Source organism: uncultured Eudoraea sp., assembly GCF_947260015.1.
GTDB lineage: Bacteria > Bacteroidota > Bacteroidia > Flavobacteriales > Flavobacteriaceae > Eudoraea.
In genome coordinates, this window is the sequence record NZ_CAMYOM010000001.1 from 90015 (window position 1) to 116577 (window position 26563).

The window sequence follows — 26563 nt, forward strand, 5'->3', positions numbered from 1 at the left end:
GAAAAGGGCAATCATAAATTGCCCTTTTTTACGTTAAAGCAATATATACCCTCGAAATATTGTTTTAATGAGTCAAATTCCATTCAAGAGTAAAAAAGCCAAAACTAGATTGTATATAGAATCTATAGCTATTTTTTTAATTATTGCCGCCCCTTTCATTTTTAAATTACATGATTATTTACCCAGAGACCCGGAGGCCACTTTCAATTTCCTGGGGATAACTATTGATAATAACGGATTTGCCAATGTGCGTACTTATGTGTGGTTCTTATTAGGTAAAATAGTTCCCTTTTATTTATTATTGATCTGGTTCTTTACCAACAAACACTGGTGGTATCATATACTTTTAGTACCTATATGTATGTATGCCTTCCAGATATTAGAAGCCTTTTACTACTATGATGATCAAACTGTAGATATAGAAAACACTTTGTGGATCTTACCGGTGTGTATGGTCGTCATTCCCTTTGTGTACTTTATTAGAGTAAAGCTTTACGATAAATATGTACACGGTATTGACCTGGACGCCATGGATGCAGAACTCCAATACTACAAAGACAAAGAGCGACGGGAAAATGATAAAGTAGGTCTTAAGACAAAAATTGAAGATAAAATGGAAGAGGATCTATCGCAAAAAACACCAGATAATGCACTGAAAAATATCTTTAAGCAGTTGCAACACTCTTTAAGAAGTTTGTTCAATATGTTTTTATAGAAGAAAAAATAATTAGTCTTAATCCTGCTCCCATAGAGCAGGATTTTTTTTTACCCCTTATCCATACAAACCCGCTTCATCAAAAAAAAAATTGTAATTTTGAGTTGACTGTAAATTTACGGTTACCAATTACTTCTTATGCATCAGCCTTCCTCACCATTTAGTAAACAGCAGCTACTTCCACAGGAAGAAACACTGGAAGTTTTAAAACAAAAAGGAGAACTCTTTATTGGGATCCCAAACGAAAACCAATACCAGGAAAAACGTATTTGCCTTACTCCCGATGCCGTAAATGCCTTAACCTCAAATGGTCACCGGGTTTTAATGGAGGCGGGCGCAGGAGAAAGTGCGAGCTACACCGACAAGGAATATACAGAAGCAGGTGCCAATATAACACGCGACACAAAAAAAGTGTTTTCATGTCCGCTATTATTAAAAGTAGAGCCCCCTACCCTGTCGGAAATTCAATTGATGAATCCACAGGCGACTATTATTTCCGCATTGCAAATAAAAACAAGGTCTAAGGACTATTTTGAGGAACTAGCCAAAAAAAGGATCACGGCAATAGCATTTGAATATATTCGGGATGAGGATGGTAAGTATCCTGCTGTTCGTTCCTTAAGTGAAATTGCGGGTATTGCTTCGGTGCTTATAGCTTCGGAAATCATGGCTGCTACCAACCAGGGCAACGGGCTTATGTTTGGTAATATTAGTGGGGTACCTCCAATAGAAGTCGTAATCGTAGGGGCAGGAACCGTTGGAGAGTTTGCAGCCAGGTCCGCTTTAGGGCTCGGAGCCAATGTAAAAGTCTTTGATAATTCCCTTACTAAATTACGGAACATTCAAACTAATCTTAAACAGACCATATATACTTCTACTCTGCAACCCAAGAACCTTTTAAAGAGTCTTAAGCGCTGTGATGTTGCAATAGGGGCCGTACGCGGTAGTGACAGATCACCTATTGTAGTTTCCAGTACTATGGTAGAACATATGAAAAAAGGATCAGTAATCATTGATGTAAGTATAGATATGGGGGGTTGTTTCGAAACCAGTGAGCTTACCACCCACGATAAACCCACTCGCGAAAAATTTGGTGTCATCCACTACGGCGTGCCCAATATTCCTGCAAGATATCCCAGAACGTCATCAGTGTCTATCAGTAATATTTTTACCCCATATCTACTCAAGATCGGAGAAGATGGAGGCCTGGAAAATTCATTGAGATTTGACAGGGGCCTGCGAAATGGATTATATATGTATCATGGCATACTTACTAATAAATCCGTTGGTGAATGGTTCGATCTGAAATACAGTGATATCAACTTCCTTATTTTTTAGTTAATGGCATTTCTGAAACGATTGGGATTTTACCTAATAGGATTATCAATCGGACTTGTTTTCCTTTTCTTCTTTCTGAAAAAAAAATCTGATGAAACCGGCGTGAGCTTTTGTTACCTACCTAACTGTAGGGTATTAAAAGAATTGCGGTCCAAACCCCTCACCTATTCCAAGCAGATAGATCAGATGGTTGCTGACCAAACCCTGGATTCTCTTACTATTGCCTACTTTATGAATGAAGGTGATGTTAATTTTAAAAAAAGTAACATTAGAAATACAACTTGTAAGACCTATTTAATAGAAGGAATGGTAAAGGAAAAATTGATGGCTTTAACCATAAAGAACTGCGACAGTATAGTTATAATAGATAATTTACAAGACCTTGATTAATAAATAGATATGTAATATTTATTAAAGTTATAATAGATTTTTTTTGATACTAATAAACAAGAATCTATTAATGATGACTATTTTAGAAATTACGCTAACTATCTTCTTAATGATAAGCTCTTACAAAATATTAATGAATATTAATATTTTGTAGTCTTATTCTTACTTACTATAAATCCAGATCTATTAAAGACTGTTATCATCTAAAACTAAATTAGAAATTATTCCGTATATCAGTTCAGAAGTATAATAAATTGGGGCGTTTTGGAGTTATTATGTAGGATAAGTCGCTATTAATTAGACTTTACCGGAGCGAACCCTAGATAACATACTTTTTATAGTATTCTAAAATTGAAAGTTAGCTATTGTTAATAGGGCTTAAAGTGAATATAATATCTCTGTGATAACAAATTTGTATGAAAAATATTTTGATTCTTTTTTTATGGTTTTTCTTTAGTCAGCCAAACCATGCTCATAATCAGACTCCCTCTATTGAGTCCCGGATTGATGACCCAATCGAATTGAGTAAGAAAATTATAAATGAGGGCGCCGACTCCTGGAGCGAGGATGCAAAGCAACGAATACTTGATATTTACGGATCCGCTAACTCGTCCAATGCAACCAACAAGAATTATATTTTGTTGGAATCACCAAGTCTGGTATTTGATTATTTCCAAGGTGGATTTGGCAATTCACAGGAACTGTTAAGTAAAGACATTTTTCTTAATATGTTGAATCAGGCTGTCAATTCACCGGACATAGCAAGTGCAGAAGTGGCCAAAGCAAGCATGGAGCAAAGCTTGAAAGAATATCTTTTAGCTTATGACATAGTAAAGAAATTTAAAGAATCTAATTCTCTAAGCAATGAAGATGCGATTAAGTTTTTAGAAAATAGATTTGGATATAACAAGCTTAGTTTCGCGAAAAATTTAACTAATGCCAGTTCAGACAATTATAATCCTGTATCAAATAAGAAAAATGCAAGAAAAGTAATTTCAAAAATAAATTTTATAAAGAAGACATATCCAAGTCAAATCCCTTTAATTAATGTTCTGGCCGAACTGGAAGAATTTTATCAGTTATTGCAAGAAGCCAATATTGGCTTAACTGCATATGTACCGTATAATAACTTTAAAAATTCCGTTTATAAATTAAATAAACAGAGAATAAGCGAAAGAATACAATGGCGTTCAACCATAGAAATTAAATATCCAACAAATGGAACGGTTTGGATTGCTCCTGGCCCTGTTGAATTAAAATGGACCACATCTAACTTGGATGAAAGCAAAACTATTAAGTTCTTTTTAACCAGGGACGATGTGGTGGTGCAAGAACTAGGTGTTTTCAAAAACATGAACTTTGTAAAAGATGTAAGGCTTAGAAGAGGACTTCCCGCCGGAGATAAGTATAAAATAATGGGAATTGAACTCTTTCCCGTAAATAAATACCATATAGCAAAGTATGCCACTCCATATTTTACGATAAAGAAAGCAGATAAGATACCTGAAGAAATTATAGTCGAGGTCCCTGCTGAAATTGTTGAAACTCCTGTTGACATTGCAGAGATACCTATTGCAGTAAAAGAAGTTATTGTGGAGCCGGTTCAAGAGCCCGCCAAAGTAGTTGAGAAACCCGCGGTGCCGGTTCAAAAACCTAAAGAGACAATTGCTGTAGTGGAGGAAGAGGAGAAAGAAATAACTGTATCAGAAGTAGTTAAGACCCCAAATAGAACTGTTTTTGAAGGAAGAAAAATTTCGTATCAAAAAGAATTGGTTGTAGATAGTGAGACAATAACCATAAGTCTTTATGATCATGGCAGAGCAGATGGTGACATTGTATCTATCTATCTTAATGGAGAGCAAATTGTGGCTAATCATATATTAACATACACTAAAAAAAGTTTTGAGGTAAAACTGAATTTAAATAAATCGAATGATCTTTTTCTCTATGCCCATAATTTGGGAAAATTTCCTCCAAACACAGTCTCCATAGAAATAAAGGATGGTTCCAGTGCAGAAAATATTGTTCTGAATTCTGACTTGTCCAGTTGCGAAGCAGTATTAATAAGTGTAAAACAATAACTCCTTAAAGGAAAATACGCTAACAAAAAGTTGATTTGGGTTGTTTGCAAAAGCATCTTATTTAATAGCTCCAAAAACCAATTTACTAATAGAACAAATGGTCTGTCTAAATTTTTCGTCGACGACGTTCTTTTTTTATCAACTCCAATTCCCTGTTAGTCTGTCCCGCAACCGAAGTATTTTCTTCGGCCCGTCGAATTAAATAAGGCATTACATCACGTACGGGTCCAAAAGGTAAATACTTTGCTACATTATAGCCCTTCTCCGCCAGATTAAAAGAAATATGATCGCTCATTCCGTATAGTTGGCCAAACCAAATACGGTTGTCATTATTAGCAATCCCTTTTTGCTTCATCAAATCAATTAATTTGTAAGAACTCAATTCATTATGGGTACCGGAAAAAAGGGAGATCCTATCCAGGTGTTCAACGATATAGGCCACTGTTGTATCATAGTTAGAATCACTTTCAGATTTAGTAGCACATATTGGGGAAGCATAATTATTTTCTAAAGCTCTTTCATTTTCCTTTTCCATATAAGCTCCACGAACGGTCTTGATTCCAATTTTAAAATCTTCGTTCCGGGCTTTGGCATGAAGCTCTTTAAGGTAATCCATACGATCCCAACGGTAAAGTTGTAGTGTGTTAAATACAATAGCTTTATCCTTATTGTATCTACGCATCATTTCTTCCACCAATTCATCGGCAGCATCCTGCATCCAACTTTCCTCGGCATCTATTAAAAGTGAAACATCCAGGTCATATGCTTTTTTACATGTAGTATCAAAGCGGCCCACTACTCTGTCCCATTCTTCTTTTTCTTTTTTTGACAGGGATTTGCCTTTTCCAATTTTTCGGAATAGTGCCACCCTGCCATAGCCACTTGGTTTAAAGACTGCGAAAGGAATAGCATCTAGTTTCTTTACAAATTCTAGTATCTTCAAGGTTTTCTCCAGGGCAGCATCCAGAGGATCTTCTGTATCTTTACCTTCTACAGAATAATCAAGAACAGAACAAACACCTTTGTTCCACATTTTATCTACTACTGTCATGCAATCTTCCTCACTTACACCACCGCAAAAATGATCGAATACTGTAGCCCGAATAAGGCCATCAACCGGTAATCTTGCTTTTAGAGCAAAATTGGTCATTGCCGTACCAATTTTAACAAGCGGTTCATTAGCTATCATTCTAAAAAGAAAATAGGCTCGCTCCAATTCAGAATCGGATTTAAGAGAAAATGCTGTTGAAGTATCTTCAAAAATTCTGTTCATTATTGCTGATTTGTTATCAATTCAAAGATAATAACAGAATTTGTATTCATTTACTAAAAAATAGCCTTTATTTTGTGTTTTACTTTTAATAAGTCATTCATTTAAGAATATCACGAAAGACAATATAAACTATAACCCATGGAATCAATTACTTCTTTTTCTGCCCAAATCCATTTTAATTATTTGGGATATGAAGCTTTTGAATATCATTTAAAAAAATCTAACTATTCCAGTATTTTTATTCTTGTTGACCAAAATACAAGGGAGCACTGTCTGCCTAAATTTTTAGCCAGTGTTGGAGGTGATTATAACTTCGAGATTGTAGAAATAAAATCTGGTGAAATTAACAAAAGTATTAGCAGTTGCATACAGGTTTGGGAAGCACTTTCGGCAATAGGTGCGGACAGACAGAGTTTATTAATAAATCTGGGAGGTGGTGTTATTACAGATTTGGGTGGTTTTGTAGCCTCAACATTTAGGAGAGGCATAGATTTCATTAATGTTCCCACAAGTTTACTGGCCATGGTAGATGCGTCTGTTGGAGGAAAGACAGGAGTTGATATGGGAATGTTAAAAAATCAGATAGGTGTTATAAACCAGCCTGAAATGGTGCTCATTATTCCTAAATTTCTGAATACGCTAGATAAAAGGCAATTGAATAGTGGCTTCGCGGAAATGCTCAAACATGGCCTAATCACAAGTGAACCGTTTTGGAGAGCTCTTAAAAAAGTTAATTCTGTTGACCAATTGGAAGATCATATTTACGAATCCATAGTTATAAAAAATGAAATAGTTCGTCAGGATCCAAGAGAGAAAAGTCTTAGAAAAATATTAAATTTTGGTCATACCTTTGGGCACGCAATTGAATCCTATTTTTTAGAGAATCAGGAACGTGAATCCTTGCTTCACGGTGAGGCAATCGCCATCGGCATGATATTGGAAGCATTCTTGTCACATCAGCAAACCGGTTTGGGAATTAATCAATTGGAAGATATCAAAATGACTTTACTCAAACATTTTGAAAAAGTTGATTTTAACGATAACGACATCGATGCGATTATAGATCTTTTAAAATTCGATAAGAAGAACTCGCACGGAAGTATCTTCTTTGTTCTTTTAAAAAGGATTGGTGAAGCCCAGATTGACAATAGAGTTCCTGATGATATGTTGAGCCAGGCATTTTCTTACTACAAAGATTAGCAATTTCATATACTAAAATTGCTGTTTTACAACTCTTTGAATTCCTAAAGAAAAAAAAAGTATAGTTTAGGTACAGGATTAAGACAACTGATACGGTTGTATTCAAATACCTGCTTATGAAACGAATACTTATAGATTACAAAAAGTTAAATCACGATGTAACCAGTCTTCTGATTGAAACCTATCCTTACGGATACGGGGATGAAGATATAATTGCATTTAGAAATGTTAACGGTGAATTCATTGAAGCAGTAGAACTTCAAACTGCAGATACCCTGTATCTTATTAAAATAAGTAAGAGTCTTTCTCATTTCATTGCTAATTTCGATGAAAACATAGCCGAAGGCATTGAAGCAATAATAGATGAATCTATTGAAGGGCCTTCCTTAGAACTTAATATTGAAGAAGAAAATGAGGACGAAAAAGGTTTTGATTAGTCTTTAAGGTAACGCTCACGCAAAACGTTTCTATGGTGTCTCTGGTGGCCGCAACAAATAAATCCCAAAGCCGCAACACTCATAGGGGAATCACTTGCAATACCAACTCTTTTCAATGTCTCATCAGATAATTTTTCAAAAAGAGCAATCGTAGATTTCCGTATAGTTCTATAATTTTCTATCAATTCTTCCTTATTCCAACTATCTGCATTAGATTCTTCAACAAACATATCCTGATCAAACCCTGGTAAAGATGTTTTATCATTTCTGGCAAATCGAAGAGCCCTATATTGAAATACGCGCTCAGCATCTAAGATATGAACCAACACCTGTGCCACAGTCCATTTTCCAACACTATATGAATAATGAAACTTATCTTTCGGAATACTGGAAATAAACAATGGAAAATTCTCCAATTGCCTTCTTAACATCTCTACCAGTTCCACATCCCCCAAAGTTGCAATGTAAGGTTCGTAAAAGGGATGGAAATCTTCTTTTTTCAGTTCAGAATTCTTCATAGTGGCCAATAAGAAAGTTAATATCTTTCTGTTTTGAATTATTAAAGAGAATAGTTGCGGGGAAATTTAACTTAAATCAATAAAAATTGAACATAACTACAACATCAGCAAGTTGAGTTCAGGAAATGTTGCCATTTATAACTCATTAAAAATGGTGTGCATTAAACGTTTTTTGTCGTTAATACTCTCTTCCAGGGAAATCATGGTCTCCGTTCTGCTAATCCCTTCAATATCATCTATCTTAAATATGATATTCTTGGCGTGGATAGTATCTTTCGCTCTGATCTTACAAAAAATATTGAATTTACCGGTAGTGATATGGGCTACAGTAACATAGGGAATTTGGTTCAAACGCTCTAAAACAAATTTCGTTTGATGTGATTTTTCCAGAAAGATGCCTACATAGGCTATGAATGCATAACCTAGTTTTAAATAATCGAGAGTAAGTGAAGATCCACGAATAATCCCAGATTCCTCCATTTTTTTCACTCGTACATGAACTGTTCCTGCAGAGATAAGTAATTTTTTAGCAATATCAGTGAATGGTGTCCTGGTATTGTCGATTAACATATCCAGAATTTGATGGTCTATTTCGTCTAATTTTATTTTTCCCATTTTAAGTATAATTTTTACTTCGGGCTAAATTTAAGAATTAAAATGTAATAAATAATGCGTTTTTTTGTGTTATATGCAAAAAATAAACACTTTTTCCTCATATAGTTCAAAAAAGAAGTTGATACAATTTTCTATCAGATTTCAAAAAGTTCAGATCATTTTGATCACTACAATTTAGATATTTGTGGCCAAAGCTATCCTTTAATTCACCCGTTACTTCAATAAAAGGGTTGAACATTATGGTTTCTTTATTCAATACTTCTTTATAAAGTATACCAATACTATGGTCAAATTTCTTATTAATAAGATTTGCATTTAAGATTAAGACATCAAAAAAACGCTTATTATTTTCAGGTATGTCAAAATAAGTATCCAAACTATATCCTTCAATTTTGCTTTGCGCAATTACCAATATTGCCTTAATTAAGGCGTAAAAAATAAATTCCCTTGTACGCTCTCTTTGGTAATCATCTGGAAAATGACCTGCTTCAAATAATATGGTGGGTGTTCCCAGTAGTTGAAAAGTATCTCCTACACAATTGGGGTTAAAGGCATCGTCATATCTGCCAATTTGATCGGGTATAAGGGATGACAATGCTTTATGTATGGCCACAATTATTTTCATGCTTTGACCTCTGCTAACTGATACGTTGCGCTGAATATCATGAGAAGGGGCCAAAAACGATAAAGTGGCCGGTTTCTTGAGGCTTCCCACGTTAAAAATCGTTCGCTGATCATGGAGATTAAAACAAAAATCAGGCTTTATTTCATCATAAAGATCCCGCAGAATTCTGCTTTCTGGTTGACTTAATTCGAGTGCGTCTCTGTTTAAATCTACCTTATTCGCATTTTCTCTCGTATAGACGGCAGCACCATCAGGGTTTAAGACGGGAACTATAGTTAGTGTTACCGATGATAAAATTTGATTAGTAAGGTCGTCGCTCTTATTTAAATAATTAATTAAGTCCAGTACGGCCTTCGAGGTAGTGGTCTCGTTACCATGCATCTGTGACCACATTAAGATTTTTATTTTTCCGCTACCCAATGTTACTTTGTAAATCAGTCTATTTTCTACAGATTTTCCCAGGGGAGAAATTTTATTCTGAATTGAATTCCTCTCTATAAAAGATTGAAGTTGCAAACTGCTAATATATCTTCCATGCACAGAAAGCTCTTTTATTTCCGGATAATTTAAAGAAGAAAAATTCACAGATAATTTAATTTAAATTACAAATGTAAAGGCAATTTCAATTACAAATGTGACAAAATTAGTTACATTTGTAAACAAAATAGGTGGTTTGTCCGGGAGATATGAGTACTGTTGTAACCAAATTAGGATGTAAGTTTTATATTATATATTAATTAACTATATATCAGATATTTATATTTATTTATTTAAATTGTTACTATAATATATTTTAACTAAAATATTGCGAATATATCAAAAAAAATAAAACCATTTAATCTGTTATTATACAATGGTAAACACAGAGGAATTTGTTCAGCGTTTAGAAAAAATACTAAAATATTATGGGCTTTCCGCTTCAGCTTTTGCGGATAAGATAGCCGTCCAAAGATCTACTATTTCCCACTTACTCAGTGGTAGAAATAAACCCAGCCTTGAATTTGTCCTGAAGGTTGTTAAGTCGTTTCCCGAAGTTAACCTTTATTGGTTGCTAAATGGAAAAGGGACATTTCCGGCGGTTCAAAAAGAAACAGCTACGCCCCACTCTACCGAAACTGTATCCTCCACAGAATACCCTTCCAACTCGAAATCCATTAAAAAAATAATAATTTTTTATGAAGATGGTAGTTTCGAGGCTTTTAACAAAAACGCGGGGCAATAGCAACAAGGCCTGATAAATTCATTAAATACTCAGCATAGATATCCGTACTATTTCGTTATTTTGCATCTATGAAATGGCTTTACCTCATAGTTTGTGTTTTTTTTATCACAAGCTCCTGTTACCAACCTAAAAGAGACTGCAAAGCATTTAAAAATGGCACTTTTACTTTTACTTCAATAATAAATAACGAAGAAAAGACCACCACTTTTGTTCGGTATGATAATATTGAAATTGATTTTTATGAAGGAAAGAGTGACACCTCCTCGGTAAGGTGGATAAATGATTGTGAATATATAGTGAAGAAATTGAACCCAAGAAATATGGCCGAAGAGAAATCAATTCACATGAAAATACGAACCACAACAGATAGCTCCTACACTTTCGAGTATGGGATTGTGGGAGAAACAAATAAATCTTTGGGAACAGTATTAAAAATTAAGTAATTATGTTCGATATTTTAACAAGCCCTGATGCCTGGGTAGCGCTGCTAACATTAACTTTTTTGGAGATAATATTAGGTATTGACAATATTGTATTTATTTCGATTGCCGCAAATAAACTACCCAAAAAAGATCAAAAAAAAGCCACAAATATTGGATTATTATTGGCCATGCTACAGCGTATTATATTACTGTTTGCAGTTTCACTTCTTATTGGCTTAAGGATTCCCTTTTATTATATTAATGCCTCCTGGATCTCTATAGGGGTTAGCGGCCAGGCCCTGATCCTGTTTTTGGGAGGTATTTTCCTTTTATATAAAAGTACATCGGAAATTCATGAAAAGGTAGAGATGCCGCAACATGATGAAGATGAGCTAAAATCTAAAAATATTACCAGTTTCTCCAAAGCTATTGTACAAATTGTCATAATTGATTTTATATTTTCCATAGATTCAATATTAACAGCTGTTGGTATGACCAATGGCATTGGTGATAAGCCTATGGACGCCCTTGTACTTATGGTTATTGCTGTTGTTGTTTCTATATTAATCATGATGATCTTTGCCAATCCGATTCGGATTTTTATTAATAATCATCCTTCCATGCAAATACTCGCTCTTTCCTTTTTAATTTTAATTGGTTTTATGCTAATTGCAGAATCTGCGCATCTAAGCCATGCAAGAATTTTTGAGCAGGAGATTGGAGCTATTCCAAAAGGGTATCTATATTTCGCGATAGCCTTTTCTTTGTTAGTAGAGTTTTTAAATATAAAGATGCGGAAAAAAAATAATCCAAAAGAAATACCGGAAAAGCATACATAAGAAACCAGCCATGATGTTTAATCCTTATCACAATAGTTTTTAGGACATTTCATCGCTATAAGCTACAATACTTGTGATTCCTGAAGCTTTTGTTGCTGTTGTTTTACGGTCAAAGTACTGCCGTCATGACTCCATCCAGGTGGGCCGAATATGTACATCAAAGCATGAGATAACTTTTTCGACTTTTTAACATCCTTCCAGATATCCTTGTATTCATGTGTAAGTATCACCAGTGGATTATAAGAGTTTGGGGAATGAATAACACCATATTTAATCTTTGTATCATTATCCAGTTCTTTCCATGTGCCGAAGACTTTATCAAAGATATTGAGGATTCCCCCGTGATTTTTGTCCAGATACTCTACGTTTGTAGAATGATGTACCTGATGCATCGTGTGTGTATTAAAAATCTTTTCAAGGAACCCCATTTTTGGAATATAGACAGAATGCAACTGAAATTGCCACATAATCTCTATTCCTATACACACAATTACCATTTCTGGTGGAAAACCTAATGCGGGCATCCACATATAGAAAAAAGGTTTGTGAAAAATTGTGAACCATCCATTGCGAACTGCGGTACCCAGGTTAAAATTATCAGAAGAATGATGGACGATATGACCTGCCCAAAATAATCTTATTTCATGGTTTGCCCTATGAAAACAATAGTAGGTAAAATCATCGGCCAACATGCAAAGTAACCATACATACCAAGCATAGCCAAAGGACTCATACCCCAAAAGGTTAGTGCGCACTCCATTCGTAACAGGGTTAAAAAATTCGTAAGACACCTCAAAAAGTGCTATTGCAAAGATAATTTTAAACAACGGTCCGATTATGGCAGCTCCAATGCCCATGGCACCACTGGCGAACAAATCTTTCCAGTTATATAATTGTTCGTCTCCATGTGTTTTGCTGTATATAATTTCAAAAATAATTAGGGCGATGAAACAGGGGACGCCGTAAATCAGGGGGTTAGTAAAATCCATAAATTTGCTGAAGTTTTCTCTTTATTATTGCAAGTTTTGGTAATTATAGCCAAAACAATTATAATTACCAAGTTAAAATTAATGCCATCCTAATTATAACCTATAAATACTTTAGATATTACTAAAAAAGCTTTGTTTGCCCTTCGTCGTCTTCCTTACTTAGATTGTCTTTGGTATTTGCCAGATTATTTTTTTTCTTAGGTTTTTTACTTATCCCTTTGGTCTCCGGAACTATATTTTCTTCATCCACTACCTCAATATCCAGGGTGTCATGAACTTCAGGTATTTGATATGGCAAAGGCTCTAATGCATTTATTTCAAGGACTTTTTCTTTAGTTAGTTGATTCCCCATGGCAGAAATGCCTTTAACGCTAATAAACTCCTCTATATTGATTGTAAGGTTGTCTTTACGTTCTTCGCCTCGTTTTTTCGAATACACTAATTCCGCCATAGGCCGATAATCCGTAAATACTTTTTCGAGATAGGATTTTGAGTGGTCCGTAATTATTTTTTCTTCTTTGTCCCAGTTTTCTACAAGAAATCGTTTTATGTAAAACAATTCTTTTTCTCCTTCCCAGTATATTACAGATATAGGTTTGTTGGGGACCCATTTTTCCAAAACAATTATATCATCATCAAAACGCATGGTCAACTCCGGAATAACTGCTTTCAGGATTCCTTTTTGATTAATTATCAGAAGTCGGTCTTCATTCGTAAACTCACCCATCAGTTCCCCACGGTTATCCACATTCAGCCGCTGAACTGTATCGTCAAACCATAGCTTTCGAGGTTTAAGAGTAGAAAGTCCTTTTTCTTTAAGTTCCACTCTTTTTACTGAATATTTAGTTACAATATTCCCTTTTGAAGCACGTCCCTTTATCATCACATCGGCAAAATCCAGGTCCCACTTTAATTTCTTTATGTTGCCGGCTTGCCTGAGAAGAATCGTTACCACTTCCGCTTCACCATTTGGGTTTGCGGAAAAATAACTAATATCAGAACTACTTTTACCAGCAGTAAGATCGTAAAGTTTATCACGTGTAATTCCGGTAACATTAAAGCGCTTGACATAGCTCGATCCTCCTCTTCCATCCTTATAGATCATATTATAGGTTGTGCGCTGGTCCTTTTTCTTAAACACGGCTACGTGAATTATGTTTTTGCCAATAAATATTTTTGAATCTACCCTGGTAATCATCATATGTCCACTTTTGGTAAATACGATAATATCATCTATATCGCTACAATCTGTTACATATTCATCGCGTCTTAATGAAGTTCCAATAAAACCCTCCACTCTGTTCACATATAGCTTAGTGTTTCTGATAACCACTTTTGTTGCCTCAATATCATCAAATATTCTAATTTCAGATTTACGCTCTCTGCCTTTGCCATATTTACTTTTTAATTCTTTAAAATATGAAATAGCGTAATCTATCAAATTAGCCAGGTGGTCTTTAGTTTTGGCAATTTTATCTTCCAGACTGTCAATATATTGTTGTGCTTTATCCAAATCAAATTTGGATATTCTTTTAATCCTGATTTCCGTAAGCCTGACAATATCTTCTTCCGTTACTCCTCTTTTGAGGTGTTTAACATGTGGCTTAAGCCCTCTATCTATGGCGCTTATGACTCCTTCCCAGGTTTCTTCTTCTTCTATGTCTCTATAGATTCGGTTTTCTATAAATATTCGTTCCAGGGACGCAAAATGCCATTGTTCCTGGAGTTCAGATAATTGTATCTCCAATTCGGCTTTTAGCATAGCAACCGTATTATCTGTAGAACGTTGAAGCATTTCTGTAACCCCTATAAATAAGGGTTTGTTGTCTTCTATAATACAACCCAAAGGAGAAATTGAAGATTCGCAGGAAGTAAACGCGTATAAGGCATCGATGGTCTTATCTGGCGAAATACCGCCGGGCAGATGTATTAGTATCTCAACCTGTGCGGCTGTATTGTCTTCAATCTTCTTTATTTTAATCTTCCCTTTATTATTTGCTTTCAGGATTGAATCTATTAATGAAGAAGTATTTGTACCATAGGGTATTTCATTAATAACAAGTGTATTTTTATCAAGTTGTGAAATTTTAGCCCTAACCCTTACTTTGCCTCCCCTTATTCCGTCGTTGTAGTTGGTTACATCAATAATACCTGCGGTGGGGAAATCTGGAAACAATTTAAAACGTTGACCTTTCAAATGCTTAATAGATCCAGCAATAATCTCATTAAAATTATGAGGGAGAATCTTAGTAGACAAGCCAACTGCAATTCCTTCTGCTCCCTGAGCCAGTAATAGCGGAAATTTCACCGGAAGATTTACAGGTTCTTTCCTTCTGCCATCATAAGATGACTGCCAATCTGTGATTTTTGGGCTAAATACTACCTCTAATGCAAATTTGGATAGTCGGGCTTCGATATAACGGGATGCCGCAGCCCCATCGCCCGTTAAAATATTCCCCCAATTCCCTTGAGTATCAATAAGTAATTCTTTCTGGCCTATCTGCACCATAGCATCCGCTATACTCGCATCACCGTGCGGGTGATATTGCATTGTATGTCCGACTACATTAGCAACCTTATTATACCTTCCATCATCCAACTCCTTAAGCGCATGCATAATTCTACGCTGCACGGGCTTAAAGCCGTCCTCAATAGCCGGTACCGCCCTTTCTAAAATCACATAAGAAGCATAGTCTAAAAACCAATCCTTATACATGCCCGTAACCCGGGTAAGAGCCTCCTGGCCATTACCATGGTCTTCTTCATGTGCTTCACTTGCTTCGTCACTCTCCTCCATAAAGAAAGATTAGTATTAATCTAATATATAGTTAATTATTTTCTATTAAATCAACCTCTACTTTAAGGTTATTAATAATAAATTCCTGGCGGTTCGGAGTATTTTTTCCCATATAAAACTTTAAAAGTTCTTCAATAGACAAAGCTTTATCCAGCATAACCGGCTCTAAACGTATGTCATCTCCAATAAAGTGTTTAAACTCATCCGGCGAAATTTCACCCAATCCTTTAAAACGTGTTATTTCCGGTTTTCCGGTCAACTTGGTTATTGCTTCATTCTTTTCGTCCTGACTGTAGCAATAAAACGTTTCTTTTTTATTTCTTACCCTAAACAAGGGTGTCTGTAAAATATATAAATGATTCTCCTTTATTAATTCAGGGAAAAACTGAAGAAAAAACGTAATAAGTAATAATCGGATATGCATCCCATCTACATCGGCATCAGTAGCTATTACAATATTGTTATAACGCAAATCCTCCATGGACTCTTCTATATTCAGAGCAGCCTGAAGCAGATTGAATTCTTCATTTTCGTAGACTATTTTTTTAGACATGCCATAAGAGTTCAGGGGTTTGCCCCGAAGACTAAAAACGGCTTGTGTATTTACATCTCTCGATTTAGTTATGGACCCTGAAGCTGAATCCCCCTCCGTAATAAACAAAGTTGATTCTAATCGCCTTTCGCTTTTCATATCTCCCAGATGCAACCTGCAATCACGTAATTTCTTGTTGTGCAGACTTGCTTTTTTTGCTCTTTCCCGTGCCAGCTTGCGTATTCCCGAAAGTTCTTTTCGTTCGTTCTCGGCCTGAACAATTTTACGCTGTATTTTCTCCGCGGTTTCCGCGTTTTTATGCAAGTAGTTATCGAGCTGTTTCCCAATAAAATCGTTGATATATGTTCTTACAGTTGGGAATGAACCTCCCATATCTGTTGAACCCAACTTGGTTTTGGTCTGACTTTCAAAAACAGGCTCCATCACCTTGATAGAGATCGCTGAAATTATTGATTTTCGAATATCGGAAGCGTCATAATTCTTACCGTAGTAGTCTCTTATTGTTTTTACAATGGCTTCTCTGAAAGCGGATTGATGCGTACCACCCTGCGTAGTATGCTGACCATTAACAAAAGAGTGGTATTCCTCACTATACTGTGTTTTACTATGTGTAATAGCCACTTCAATATCATTCCCTTTTAAGTGAATTATTGGGTACAATAAATTCTCTTGGGTATTATTGTCCTCCAGTAAATCTTTAAGTCCATTTTCGGAAAAGAATTTTTCTCCATTAAAAACAATTGTAAGCCCACGGTTAAGATATACGTAATTTTTGAGCATGCGTTCTACATACTCATTTCTATATTTGTATTTTTTAAATATAACCTCATCAGGGATAAATGAAATCTTGGTGCCTCTTCTCCTGGAAGTTTCTTCCAAAAGTTCTTCATTTACTAATTCTCCGGTTTCAAATTCAGCAGATTTGGATTTGCCATCTCTGTTTGACTCTACTTTGAAATACGCGGATAAGGCATTAACTGCCTTTGTTCCAACCCCGTTAAGACCAACAGATTTTTTAAAGGCACGTGTATCGTATTTACCTCCGGTATTCATTTTGGAGACCACATCAACCACCTTGCCCAATGGAATACCCCGGCCATAGTCCCTAACGGTTACTTTTTCACCTTGAATAGAAATGTCTATGGTTTTTCCGGCACCCATGACAAATTCATCAATACAATTGTCTATAGTTTCTTTTAGTAAGATATATATGCCGTCATCAGCAGAAGATCCATCACCAAGTTTTCCAATATACATACCTGGACGAAGGCGAATATGCTCCTTCCAGTCAAGGGATCTTATGTTATCTTCGGTATATTGTGACTCTGCCATGATATTTGGGGATTACCTATGCTAATATAAAGTTTCAAGGCAGAAATCAAAATGTGCACTATAGAAAGTAATTAACAATAAAACAGCATGTATTGTTGATAGCGAGATTATAGTTCCGGTCAAAATGACAAATCGAGTGATAGGGCCTCTTAAACATTAAACCTAAAATGCATAACATCACCGTCCTTTATTACGTACTCTTTTCCTTCAACACGCATTTTCCCAGCTTCCTTGACTTTTGTTTCACTTCCATAGGCAATGTAGTCATTATATGAAATGACCTCAGCCCGAATAAATCCTTTTTCAAAATCTGTATGGATAACCCCTGCTCCTTGCGGTGCCGTGGAGCCTACCTTTATAGTCCAGGCCCTAACTTCTTTGACCCCTGCTGTAAAATAGGTTTGAAGGTGCAACAGGGAATAAGCTGCTCGTATCATTTTAGCCGAACCCGCCTCTGTCAACCCTAAATCTTCTAAAAACATTTGTCGCTCTTCGTAAGTATCTAATTCCGTAATGTCTGCTTCAGTGCCTACAGCCAGAACAATTACCTCTGCCTGCTCATCTGCAACGGCAGCTTTTACCTGATCTACATAATTATTTCCTGAGATCGCAGACGCTTCATCTACATTACAGATATAAAGAACTGGTTTGTCTGTAATAAACTGCAAAGGTTTTATAAAATCATTTCGATCATCATCTTTAAAAGCCAAAGCGCGCACAGATTTACCGGTTTCTAATCCTTCTTTTACCGCTTGCAAGACCAAGGCTTCTTTTTGAGCCTCTTTATTGCCTGTTCTGGCAGCTCTATTTACCTTGTCTAACTTCTTTTCAACCGTTTCCAGGTCTTTTAGCTGTAATTCCATATCTATAGTCTCTTTATCCCTAATAGGATCTATAGACCCATCCACATGAACTACATTGTCATTATCAAAACAGCGTAAAACATGTAAAATAGCATCGGTTTCCCGTATGTTAGCTAAAAATTGATTCCCTAAACCTTCTCCTTTGCTTGCTCCTTTTACCAGTCCGGCGATGTCTACAATATCCACAGTAGCGGGAATAACCCTTTCAGGATTAACCAGTTCTTCCAATTTTTCTAACCTAAAATCAGGTACGTTGACCACACCAATATTAGGTTCAATCGTGCAAAACGGAAAATTTGCACTTTGCGCCTTTGCATTGGATAAACAATTAAAAAGAGTTGACTTGCCAACATTAGGGAGTCCTACAATACCTGCTTTCATCTATTATATCTTAGAAACATCCTGGCAAGTTAAAACCAGCTTACCATATTTTGGGTGCAAATATAGTTTTTACCGGTATATTTAGAATCATTTAAACTGCCATTATGAAGAAAATTACCATTCAGGGAATTTTATATGATGAGAAGTCGTCTTTTTTAAAAAGTCCTATTCTGTGAGCCGATATTGTGGAATATAATCTAACCCGTGATATAAACGATATGACAGCTATGGTTTGTGCAAAACTATTTAGAGAAATAATCTCGAAAATGATCGAGAACAACCCATAGAATACTAATCTATTCAGGGTGCATAAATTGTTGCTTGGCCAGTAGCTCATCCTCTGTCTCTACCCTATCTTCATCCGGAACACAACAGTCTACCGGGCAAACTGCAGCACATTGAGGTTCTTCATGGAATCCGATACACTCAGTACATTTATCTGGTGCTATATAGTATATCTCATCACTTATTGGTTCCTGTACTTCTTCAGCCTTTACCGTCTTCCCATCTGGTAATACAACCTCTCCTTCAAGAGAGGTTCCATCATTATAGCGCCATTCATCTGCACCTTCATATATTGCGGTATTTGGGCATTCGGGTTCGCAGGCCCCACAATTAATACACTCGTCTGTTATTATAATAGCCATAATTTTCTTTTTCTTTTAATATGCAATATACTTGCCCTGATTGTTGCTACAATGCCCCGGCATGCATATTTTTGCGCAAAGGTATATCCTTATACACTATTGCACAAATATAATGGCCACACTGGAGCAGAGATTTAAAGCTTTTGTCAAGCTTGGAGAGTTTTTTTTAAATTTCACGAAAACTTCATCGGATAATTTAAGTTCTGTAGATCATAACAATGAATGGTATTCAAAATTTGAGAGTGCTATCACTTTAGCAGGCCATAAAAATGGTTGGTTTACAAGACAACAGCTGATGTTCGCCATAAGTACATGGGCGGAACAGCTTAAAGAAAAAAACCTCAATGAATGGTTATATCCTTATCCTCTCGAGAATAATACTCATAAAATTGTTGCTATAATAATGGCCGGAAATATTCCACTGGTGGGCTTTCACGATTTTGTTGCTACGCTTATAAGTGGGAACCAGGTTTTAGTAAAATGCTCCTCTAATGACAATATACTCTTACCATTTATTGCGAATTACTTAAAACATATTGAACCGGGGCTGATTTCTGAAATAGAGTTTAGTGAAGGAAAGCTAAACAAATTTGACGTTGTTATCGCAACAGGAAGTAATAATACGGCTCGCTATTTTGAACATTACTTTGGCAATAAACCCAATATCATAAGAAAAAACAGAAACTCCATTGCCATACTTACAGGAGAGGAAACTAAAGAACAACTTAATGAGCTCGGCGAAGATATATTCCGTTATTACGGATTAGGGTGCCGAAATGTTTCCAAATTATTCGTCCCTATGGACTATAATTTTGATGCTTTTTTTAAAAGTATAAATACTTATCAAAGCCTAATTGACCAAAATAAGTATGCCAATAATTATGATTATAATAAGGCTGTTTATTTGATGAGTGAATTCAAATTTCTAGACAATGGTTTTTTCTTACTAAAAGAAGATGCAGCGTACGCCTCACCTATAGGCACGGCTTTTTACGAAAGATATAACACTACTGAAGAATTGAGAAAAATACTTCTTAGGGATTCTGACCAGATTCAATGTATTATTGGAAGTGATATAATTGAAAATTCACTGCCGTTTGGTAAAACCCAAAAACCAGACTTATGGGATTATGCCGATGGAATAGATACTGTTGAATTCCTGTTAAAAACATAATAGAAATAATCTATATTACTGATTAGTTTTTCGTTATTATTTAGGACCTTTAGATCTTCAAAAAAATAAGTTAAAGATGAAAAAACATAATTTTAGTGCAGGCCCATGTATATTGCCAAAAGAAGTGATGCAAAAGGCGTCAGAAGCAGTGGTTGAATTAGATGGTATTGGTCTTTCTCTTATTGAAATTTCACATCGAAGCAAAGAATTTGTTGCTGTTATGGAAAAAGCAAGGTCTTTGGCTCTTGAACTTTTAGGGCTTGAAGGAAAAGGATATAAGGCTTTATATCTCCAGGGAGGTGCAAGTCTGGAGTTTCTTATGGTGGCTTATAACTTTTTGGAAAACAAGGCTGGTTATATCAATACAGGCACATGGAGTTCTAAAGCAATCAAGGAGGCAAAGCTATTTGGTAATGTTATAGAGGTTGCTTCTTCTAAAGACAAGAATTTCAATTATATCCCCAGAGGTTATGTCGTTCCGAATGACCTCGATTACCTGCACCTGACTTCTAATAATACCATTTTCGGGACACAGATAAAGGAATTTCCTGATACTAAAGTTCCTTTAATTTGCGATATGAGTTCCGATATTTTCTCAAGACAAATGGATTTTTCCAAATTTGATCTTATCTATGCCGGAGCACAAAAAAATATGGGCCCTGCGGGCGCAACACTGGTTATTATTAAGGATGATATACTTGGACAAGTATCCAGACAAATTCCTTCCATGTTGGATTACCAGGTTCATTTGAGTAAGGATAGTATGTATAATACCCCGTCAGTGTTTGCAGTGTATGTATCCATGCTTACGCTTCAATGGTTGAAAGATTTAGGAGGAATAACTGCCATGGAAGAAATCAATGATAAAAAAGCCAGTCTCATTTACTCTGAGATTGACCTTAATCCGTTGTTTAATGGATTTGCGAAAAAAGAAGATCGCTCAAATATGAATGCCACATTCACATTAACTGATGAATCACTTAAAGATACCTTTGACGAAATGTGGAAAGAAGCAGGAATTAATGGATTAAACGGTCATAGATCCGTAGGCGGCTATCGCGCATCAATGTATAATGCCCTTCCATTGGAAAGTGTGGGTGTTTTAGTTGATGTAATGAGTGATCTGGAAAGAAAAGGTTAATTACTGTATTATAGAACCAAATAAATTTAAACTTAGACCTCAGAGGATGAAAATACTTGCTAACGACGGCATATCACAAAATGGAATTTCCGCATTAGAAGAAGCCGGATTCGAAGTAATCACAACCACGGTTGCCCAGGAACAACTTGTAGATTATATCAATGAAAATGATATTATAGGGATCCTGGTTAGAAGTGCTACTCAAGTACGTAAGGATATTATTGATAATTGCCCTTCTTTAAAGCTTATTGGCAGAGGTGGCGTTGGTATGGATAATATTGATGTAGCTTATGCCAAGGAAAAAGGCTTACATGTCATTAATACCCCGGCCGCTTCATCTGAATCTGTAGCCGAATTGGTTTTTGCTCATTTGTTTGGTGGGGTCCGATTTCTATATGATGCCAATAGAAATATGCCTCTTGAAGGAGATAGCAATTTTAAAAAATTAAAAAAATCTTATGCTAAAGGTGTTGAGCTACGTGGCAAAACCCTCGGAGTAATTGGATTTGGCAGGATAGGGCAAGCTACTGCAAAAATTGCCATTGGGATAGGTATGAATGTTATATTTCACGACCCTTTCTTGGATTCGGCAACTATTAAAGTGCCTTTCTTTGATGGGCAATCGGTTAGTTTCGATTTTGATAATAGACCCAAGGAAGAGGTACTGAGAGATTCAAATTTTATTACAGTGCATGTGCCTGCGCAAAAGGAATATGTAATTGGCAAAAGGGAATTTGATATAATGAAAGACGGGGTTGGTATAGTGAATGCAGCCAGAGGTGGTGTAATTGATGAAGTTGCCCTTATTGAAGCTTTAGAGAGTGGAAAGATTGCTTTTGCCGGCCTCGATACGTTTGAATCTGAACCTACTCCTGAAATAAAGATTCTGATGCATTCAAAGATTTCACTAACTCCCCATATTGGAGCGGCCACGGCTGAAGCCCAGGACCGTATTGGCCTGGAATTGGCTAATCAAATTATTACACTTTTAAAATAAGCGACAGCTACTAACAAAAAATCATTGGTTTTAAATATTAAAAGTGATTTGATCCTCTTGGAGCATGAGCTTTTCAGTTATGTTCCTTAAGCTAATCATTGGATTTTTTCAAAAGCCTATTTCACAATTTGAATCTCTGATAGTGTTAAAAATATTTTGCCCGTTTTAGATCCTTCCTGCTTAATGACGTCCCGATCAACTTCCGTTTCCTTCCCCAGGAAACGTAAAGGTATTTTTACGCTATTAACCGTAAATTGCACCTCTATAGCTACCGGAAGAGCATCCATATAGTTTTGATAGCCCAAATAGGTAGTGAAAACTCCTTCTGTTTTAGAACTTATCTCTGATTTCATAATTCTTTTTGCCCCGACATCCATAAAAAGAGTGGCTATGGAAAAGTTAGCTTTTGAGGATGTGGGAATTATATTAATAACCTTACATAAAACATCCTTATGATACTCTTCTCCCCTGTTTACGGTAATAAATGGATGTCTAAAGATTTCATTTAAGGTAAGATCCAAGCCTCGTTTAGGAAGCATAATAAAGTCGTCTGACGTAACTTTAGTAGATTCTCCCCATTTATACCGGACTTTTCCATATTTAGTTGGCATGTTAATAAAACTGATGTCCACATCCAATTCTATATTGGCATTAAAAGACTTTATAGAATCCATGCGCTTTTTTATTTGAAGGAGATCATTATCAATCTCCTGCCCGCTAATAAGGTTCAGACTTATAAAAAATATGCATATAAAACTTAATCTTTTCATACCTGAATGTCCCTTCTTTTAAAAATAATTATCCCAATTATCATAGTAATTAAGGTATAACCAAATAACATGAAATTTTTAAAGTAAATGGTAGAATACGGTATTTTATAATAGAAAAAATATTGCCAGCTATCTGTCAATTTGGAAAAAAACAGTTCATTAAGGAATTCATTTTGAAAGTCGATCTTTAACAGCAGATTGCTGCATATTAAAAAAATAGCCGAAACGATCCAGGTCTTTGTGGCATCTTTTAATATAACCGCCAGTGTTAAACTTACTACCGAAAAGAAAATCATAGAATTGGCGCCGGAAATAAAGGCGTAGATAAGCCTGTAAAAAGCTTCATCCGATTCAAAAAAATTCAATCCATCCAAATACACAACTAAATCCCCTCTGCCAAAAATCCAGTAAGAGACAAAAAAAGTGCTAACCGCCAAAAGGAGCACAATTAATAGCGTAAATCCTATTGAAACAATATATTTACTTAAGATAAAATTCAGTTTATTCACCGGCTGAAGCAAAACTGTTTCAAGGGTCCTGTCCTTATATTCAGAGGTAAGAAATCCTGAAATAATTATCATTAGTATTAAAGGGATATGAAACCACAACGAATTCAGGATCAGATAAATAATTAAGTTCCCATTTAGAAGATTGCCTTTGAACTCAAAAGAATCCTTCAGGTTAGCCAATAAAAGGTCTATTATTCCTGTACCCTGATAATAGGCACTAACAATTACAAATCCTTCTATAATAAGTATGGCAGCCAATGCATAAAGCGTTTTACTCTGCTTGCGGATTTTATATATTTCTGAGCGTATTAAGGATATCATATTTTTCCTCCGCCAAATAAGGCTTTTAAATCTGTTTGCGGAATGCAGGCTGTTACTTCCTGCCCCTCTTCAATTAATTTTTGTAGAATCTCAGTAATGCTCATTGTTTCAGGAGATACAAAAACCGATTTATTTGAAAATATAGCATTGATATTTTGCAAAACTTCAGACATTTCCAAATTATTTCCCACAATTTTGTAGGTGGTAACACTTTCATTAAGCAATTCTGCTGTGGGCCCTTTTTTTATTATTTCTCCCTCGTTAAGAACATAAAGAGTGTCGCATAAATCTGTTAATTCGTTTACAATATGAGATGAGATAATTATGGTAATTTGATTCTGGCTGCTAAGCTTTTTAATCAATTCATGAAGTGCTATAATCCCCATGGGATCTAAACCTGAAAAAGGTTCATCTAATACTATGCAATCAGGACTATTCAATAAGGCTATAGCCAGACCCAGCCGTTGTTTCATTCCAAGGGAATAATTTTTTACTACATCTGTTCTTTTTGTCGAAAGACCAACCTGTTGCATAGATTGACTGTAAAGTTCTTTGGTAAGATTTAAACCCTGAATCTGGGCAAAAACTTTTAGATTTCCATAAGCAGAAAGATATCCGTATAAAGCTGGTTTCTCTATTATTCCACCAATTGGCTTTATTCCTTGTGAATTTATTTCTATACTTCCGCTGTCTGCCCTAATGAGGCCTAATAAGATTCGAAATAAAGTAGTCTTGCCTGCACCGTTGGCCCCGATAAGCCCATAGATTTTACCCTTATGACATTCTATTGTCACATTTTTCAGTACTTCAAGTGAATCATAGGATTTGGAAATATTCCTGGCTTCAAGTATCATATTGCCCTTTCCATATGTAGTCTCCTGTAGTCAAATCTGGAGATATAAACTTTTTCAAGAAATGTTCTTTCCCAAAAGTAATTTCGAATTAAAAATAGTGGGTCCTGAGCAATAAAATAAGGGATATAATGATACCATTTTACTCCTACAGACCGAAAATAAGAAGTTATTTCATCATTATAACCCAGCTCTTCCGCAGCAACAATTGCCGCATTGCGTTGACATTTAGAGACAGAGTACATATCAGCAATTCTGGAATTAAACCCGTGAACAAAAAAAAGATCTTTAGCCCTTTTATAATTTTGAAATCTTGACCAGCCGTCCATAATAACCAGAAAAATATGTACAAAAGAAAAAAGAAAACAACCAAGCCAAAAAGGTACCCAAAAGAGGGAAAATTGTTCCAAAGAAGCTTCAAATTGAACCCAATAGAACCATGATTCCAATAGAAACAGTATCAAAGACCAATGCAATAGTCTTCCTACGCGTAAATAGGAAACCAGCGGATGAGGTTGAGCCGGAAGTTCTAAATAATTCATATGCAAAGATAACTAAAAACACAGTAATTTATTTTAAGGTACAGGCTATAAACCGATGAATAACCTTGTCTTTGAAGAGAATCCTTAAAGTTAAATATTACAAAAATTCGTGTTTGAACCTCACTAGAAAGCTCATAAAAAGCAACCTAAATTAATAACATCAGTTATCAAAGAACATGATCTGTCCATTTATTCTAAATTATAGGATTAACCATTATAGTTTTTGATTCTAATTTTTATAAAGACTTTTCTTTTTGAACAATTAGATTTTGTACATTACCATGATAAATAACAAAACACTAAGTTAATGGAAGGATTATTAGATTTATTAAACAGTCCCATTGGGAAACAGGTAATAAGCGGTGTTGCAGGACAAACCGGACAAGCTGAAAACAAAACAGCCGATGTATTGAGTATGGCTATGCCTTTACTATTGGGGGCAATGAAAAAAAATGTACGCACTCCCGATGGTGCACAGGGGTTGATGAATGCTTTATCTTCTAAACATGATGGAAGCATTCTTGATGATCTGGGTGGCCTATTTGGAGGTGGTGTGGATCAATCGGTTATGGATGATGGCGCAGGTATTTTAGGACATGTTTTTGGTGGCAAACAGGCAACTGTTGAGAACGCTTTAAGCCAGCGATCCGGGGTAGATGCAGGATCTGTTGCTAATATTTTAAAAATTGCAGCTCCACTTGTTATGGGTGTTTTAGCAAAACAAACGGCTGAAAATAAGGTTAGTGATGCGAGTGGAATGAATAATCTGCTGGGAAGTATGTTGGGTGGACAACCCGAGCAAAACCAAAGTCTTCTTACTACATTGTTGGATGCCGATGGAGATGGCAGTATACTTGACGATGTAGCCGGGATGGTTATGGGTGGTTCCAAAAAGAAAGGTGGTATGGGAGGCTTACTAGGTGGCCTTTTTGGAAAGTAAATTTTAAGCTTTATCTTATATATTTAACAAAACCATTTGTTTTTACAAATGGTTTTTTTTGTATTTTATACTATAAAATTA

Annotated in this window: 26 protein-coding genes; 13 read left to right on the forward strand and 13 right to left on the reverse strand. The window is 35.7% G+C overall.

Features of this window, described 5'->3' with window-relative positions:
- Positions 1 to 67 precede the first annotated feature (67 nt).
- The 4 genes from Q0X66_RS00415 (at position 68) to Q0X66_RS00430 (ending at position 4524) form a co-directional block, all read left to right on the forward strand.
- Complete coding sequence (locus tag Q0X66_RS00415) at positions 68 to 715, forward strand: hypothetical protein (RefSeq protein ID WP_297702496.1); 648 nt, start codon at positions 68 to 70, stop codon at positions 713 to 715.
- 138 nt (positions 716 to 853) lie between these two features.
- Positions 854 to 2053, forward strand: a complete 1200-nt coding sequence (locus tag Q0X66_RS00420) for an alanine dehydrogenase (protein WP_297702497.1) — start codon at positions 854 to 856, stop codon at positions 2051 to 2053.
- Between the two features lie 3 nt (positions 2054 to 2056).
- Positions 2057 to 2443 (forward strand): DUF4258 domain-containing protein, encoded by a 387-nt coding sequence (locus Q0X66_RS00425; protein WP_297702498.1) that lies wholly within the window; start codon positions 2057 to 2059, stop codon positions 2441 to 2443.
- A gap of 416 nt (positions 2444 to 2859) precedes the next feature.
- Positions 2860 to 4524, forward strand: a complete 1665-nt coding sequence (locus tag Q0X66_RS00430) for a hypothetical protein (protein ID WP_297702499.1) — start codon at positions 2860 to 2862, stop codon at positions 4522 to 4524.
- 106 nt (positions 4525 to 4630) lie between these two features.
- Here the strand turns inward: Q0X66_RS00430 and Q0X66_RS00435 are convergent, their stop codons facing one another.
- Positions 4631 to 5797 carry a proline dehydrogenase family protein gene (locus tag Q0X66_RS00435; protein WP_297702500.1) on the reverse strand — a complete coding sequence of 389 codons (1167 nt, stop codon included), beginning with the start codon at positions 5795 to 5797 and terminating at the stop codon, positions 4631 to 4633.
- A gap of 138 nt (positions 5798 to 5935) precedes the next feature.
- On the opposite strand from Q0X66_RS00435, the gene aroB reads away from it, so the two are divergent.
- Positions 5936 to 6997 (forward strand): 3-dehydroquinate synthase, encoded by a 1062-nt coding sequence (aroB, locus tag Q0X66_RS00440; RefSeq protein ID WP_297702501.1) that lies wholly within the window; start codon positions 5936 to 5938, stop codon positions 6995 to 6997.
- Between the two features lie 116 nt (positions 6998 to 7113).
- Entirely contained in the window at positions 7114 to 7434 is a 321-nt protein-coding gene (locus tag Q0X66_RS00445) for a hypothetical protein (protein WP_297702502.1), read from the forward strand.
- Here the strand turns inward: Q0X66_RS00445 and Q0X66_RS00450 are convergent.
- The 3 genes from Q0X66_RS00450 to Q0X66_RS00460 all read right to left on the reverse strand — a co-directional run bounded on the left by Q0X66_RS00450 (position 7431) and on the right by Q0X66_RS00460 (position 9777).
- Positions 7431 to 7952: a DinB family protein gene (locus Q0X66_RS00450; RefSeq protein ID WP_297702503.1), complete on the reverse strand. Its 522-nt coding sequence runs from the start codon at positions 7950 to 7952 to the stop codon at positions 7431 to 7433. The two genes, Q0X66_RS00445 and Q0X66_RS00450, sit on opposite strands and share 4 nt — an antisense overlap.
- A gap of 135 nt (positions 7953 to 8087) precedes the next feature.
- On the reverse strand, positions 8088 to 8567 hold the full coding sequence (locus Q0X66_RS00455; RefSeq protein ID WP_297702504.1) for a winged helix-turn-helix transcriptional regulator: 480 nt from the start codon (positions 8565 to 8567) through the stop codon (positions 8088 to 8090).
- A gap of 106 nt (positions 8568 to 8673) precedes the next feature.
- The gene (locus Q0X66_RS00460; RefSeq protein WP_297702505.1) at positions 8674 to 9777 is read right to left on the reverse strand and encodes a M14 metallopeptidase family protein; all 1104 of its coding nucleotides are present in this window, start codon (positions 9775 to 9777) and stop codon (positions 8674 to 8676) included.
- Between the two features lie 268 nt (positions 9778 to 10045).
- Here Q0X66_RS00460 and Q0X66_RS00465 point away from each other — a divergent pair, with 268 nt between their 5' ends.
- From Q0X66_RS00465 to Q0X66_RS00475, 3 genes are all read left to right on the forward strand, one after another.
- Positions 10046 to 10414: a helix-turn-helix transcriptional regulator gene (locus Q0X66_RS00465; protein ID WP_297702506.1), complete on the forward strand. Its 369-nt coding sequence runs from the start codon at positions 10046 to 10048 to the stop codon at positions 10412 to 10414.
- A 68-nt stretch (positions 10415 to 10482) separates the two neighbouring features.
- Positions 10483 to 10857, forward strand: coding sequence for a DNA topoisomerase IV (locus Q0X66_RS00470; RefSeq protein ID WP_297702507.1), 375 nt, complete (start codon positions 10483 to 10485; stop codon positions 10855 to 10857).
- Positions 10858 to 10859: 2 nt separating this feature from the next.
- Entirely contained in the window at positions 10860 to 11675 is an 816-nt protein-coding gene (locus Q0X66_RS00475; RefSeq protein WP_297702508.1) for a TerC family protein, read from the forward strand.
- 62 nt (positions 11676 to 11737) lie between these two features.
- On the opposite strand, the gene Q0X66_RS00480 is transcribed toward Q0X66_RS00475, so the two are convergent.
- The 5 genes from Q0X66_RS00480 to Q0X66_RS00500 all read right to left on the reverse strand — a co-directional run bounded on the left by Q0X66_RS00480 (position 11738) and on the right by Q0X66_RS00500 (position 19237).
- Positions 11738 to 12664: a sterol desaturase family protein gene (locus Q0X66_RS00480; RefSeq protein WP_297702509.1), complete on the reverse strand. Its 927-nt coding sequence runs from the start codon at positions 12662 to 12664 to the stop codon at positions 11738 to 11740.
- 121 nt (positions 12665 to 12785) lie between these two features.
- On the reverse strand, positions 12786 to 15461 hold the full coding sequence (locus Q0X66_RS00485) for a DNA gyrase/topoisomerase IV subunit A (protein WP_297702510.1): 2676 nt from the start codon (positions 15459 to 15461) through the stop codon (positions 12786 to 12788).
- A 31-nt stretch (positions 15462 to 15492) separates the two neighbouring features.
- Positions 15493 to 17346 (reverse strand): DNA topoisomerase IV subunit B, encoded by a 1854-nt coding sequence (locus Q0X66_RS00490; RefSeq protein ID WP_297702511.1) that lies wholly within the window; start codon positions 17344 to 17346, stop codon positions 15493 to 15495.
- A 149-nt stretch (positions 17347 to 17495) separates the two neighbouring features.
- Complete coding sequence (ychF, locus tag Q0X66_RS00495; protein WP_297702512.1) at positions 17496 to 18590, reverse strand: redox-regulated ATPase YchF; 1095 nt, start codon at positions 18588 to 18590, stop codon at positions 17496 to 17498.
- A gap of 296 nt (positions 18591 to 18886) precedes the next feature.
- Positions 18887 to 19237, reverse strand: coding sequence for a 4Fe-4S dicluster domain-containing protein (locus Q0X66_RS00500; RefSeq protein WP_297702513.1), 351 nt, complete (start codon positions 19235 to 19237; stop codon positions 18887 to 18889).
- A gap of 112 nt (positions 19238 to 19349) precedes the next feature.
- Here Q0X66_RS00500 and Q0X66_RS00505 point away from each other — a divergent pair, with 112 nt between their 5' ends.
- The 3 genes from Q0X66_RS00505 (at position 19350) to Q0X66_RS00515 (ending at position 22549) form a co-directional block, all read left to right on the forward strand.
- The gene (locus Q0X66_RS00505; RefSeq protein ID WP_297702514.1) at positions 19350 to 20411 is read left to right on the forward strand and encodes an acyl-CoA reductase; all 1062 of its coding nucleotides are present in this window, start codon (positions 19350 to 19352) and stop codon (positions 20409 to 20411) included.
- Between the two features lie 76 nt (positions 20412 to 20487).
- The gene (gene serC, locus Q0X66_RS00510) at positions 20488 to 21552 is read left to right on the forward strand and encodes a 3-phosphoserine/phosphohydroxythreonine transaminase (protein ID WP_297702515.1); all 1065 of its coding nucleotides are present in this window, start codon (positions 20488 to 20490) and stop codon (positions 21550 to 21552) included.
- A 46-nt stretch (positions 21553 to 21598) separates the two neighbouring features.
- Positions 21599 to 22549 carry a D-2-hydroxyacid dehydrogenase gene (locus Q0X66_RS00515; RefSeq protein WP_297702516.1) on the forward strand — a complete coding sequence of 317 codons (951 nt, stop codon included), beginning with the start codon at positions 21599 to 21601 and terminating at the stop codon, positions 22547 to 22549.
- A 116-nt stretch (positions 22550 to 22665) separates the two neighbouring features.
- Here Q0X66_RS00515 and Q0X66_RS00520 read toward each other — a convergent pair whose 3' ends face one another.
- From Q0X66_RS00520 to Q0X66_RS00535, 4 genes are read right to left on the reverse strand one after another with little or no spacing between them, the layout of a single operon-like run.
- Positions 22666 to 23319 (reverse strand): hypothetical protein, encoded by a 654-nt coding sequence (locus Q0X66_RS00520; RefSeq protein WP_297702517.1) that lies wholly within the window; start codon positions 23317 to 23319, stop codon positions 22666 to 22668.
- On the reverse strand, positions 23316 to 24149 hold the full coding sequence (locus Q0X66_RS00525; RefSeq protein ID WP_297702518.1) for an ABC transporter permease: 834 nt from the start codon (positions 24147 to 24149) through the stop codon (positions 23316 to 23318). Before Q0X66_RS00525 ends, Q0X66_RS00520 begins: the two co-directional genes overlap by 4 nt.
- A complete protein-coding gene (locus Q0X66_RS00530) occupies positions 24146 to 25003 on the reverse strand; it encodes an ABC transporter ATP-binding protein (protein WP_297702519.1) in 858 nt (285 codons plus the stop codon). The genes Q0X66_RS00525 and Q0X66_RS00530 overlap by 4 nt, the downstream gene beginning before the upstream one ends.
- Positions 25000 to 25542, reverse strand: a complete 543-nt coding sequence (locus Q0X66_RS00535) for a hypothetical protein (RefSeq protein WP_297702520.1) — start codon at positions 25540 to 25542, stop codon at positions 25000 to 25002. Before Q0X66_RS00535 ends, Q0X66_RS00530 begins: the two co-directional genes overlap by 4 nt.
- Before the next feature lie 307 nt (positions 25543 to 25849).
- Here Q0X66_RS00535 and Q0X66_RS00540 point away from each other — a divergent pair, with 307 nt between their 5' ends.
- Complete coding sequence (locus Q0X66_RS00540; protein WP_297702521.1) at positions 25850 to 26482, forward strand: DUF937 domain-containing protein; 633 nt, start codon at positions 25850 to 25852, stop codon at positions 26480 to 26482.
- Positions 26483 to 26563: the final 81 nt, after the last annotated feature.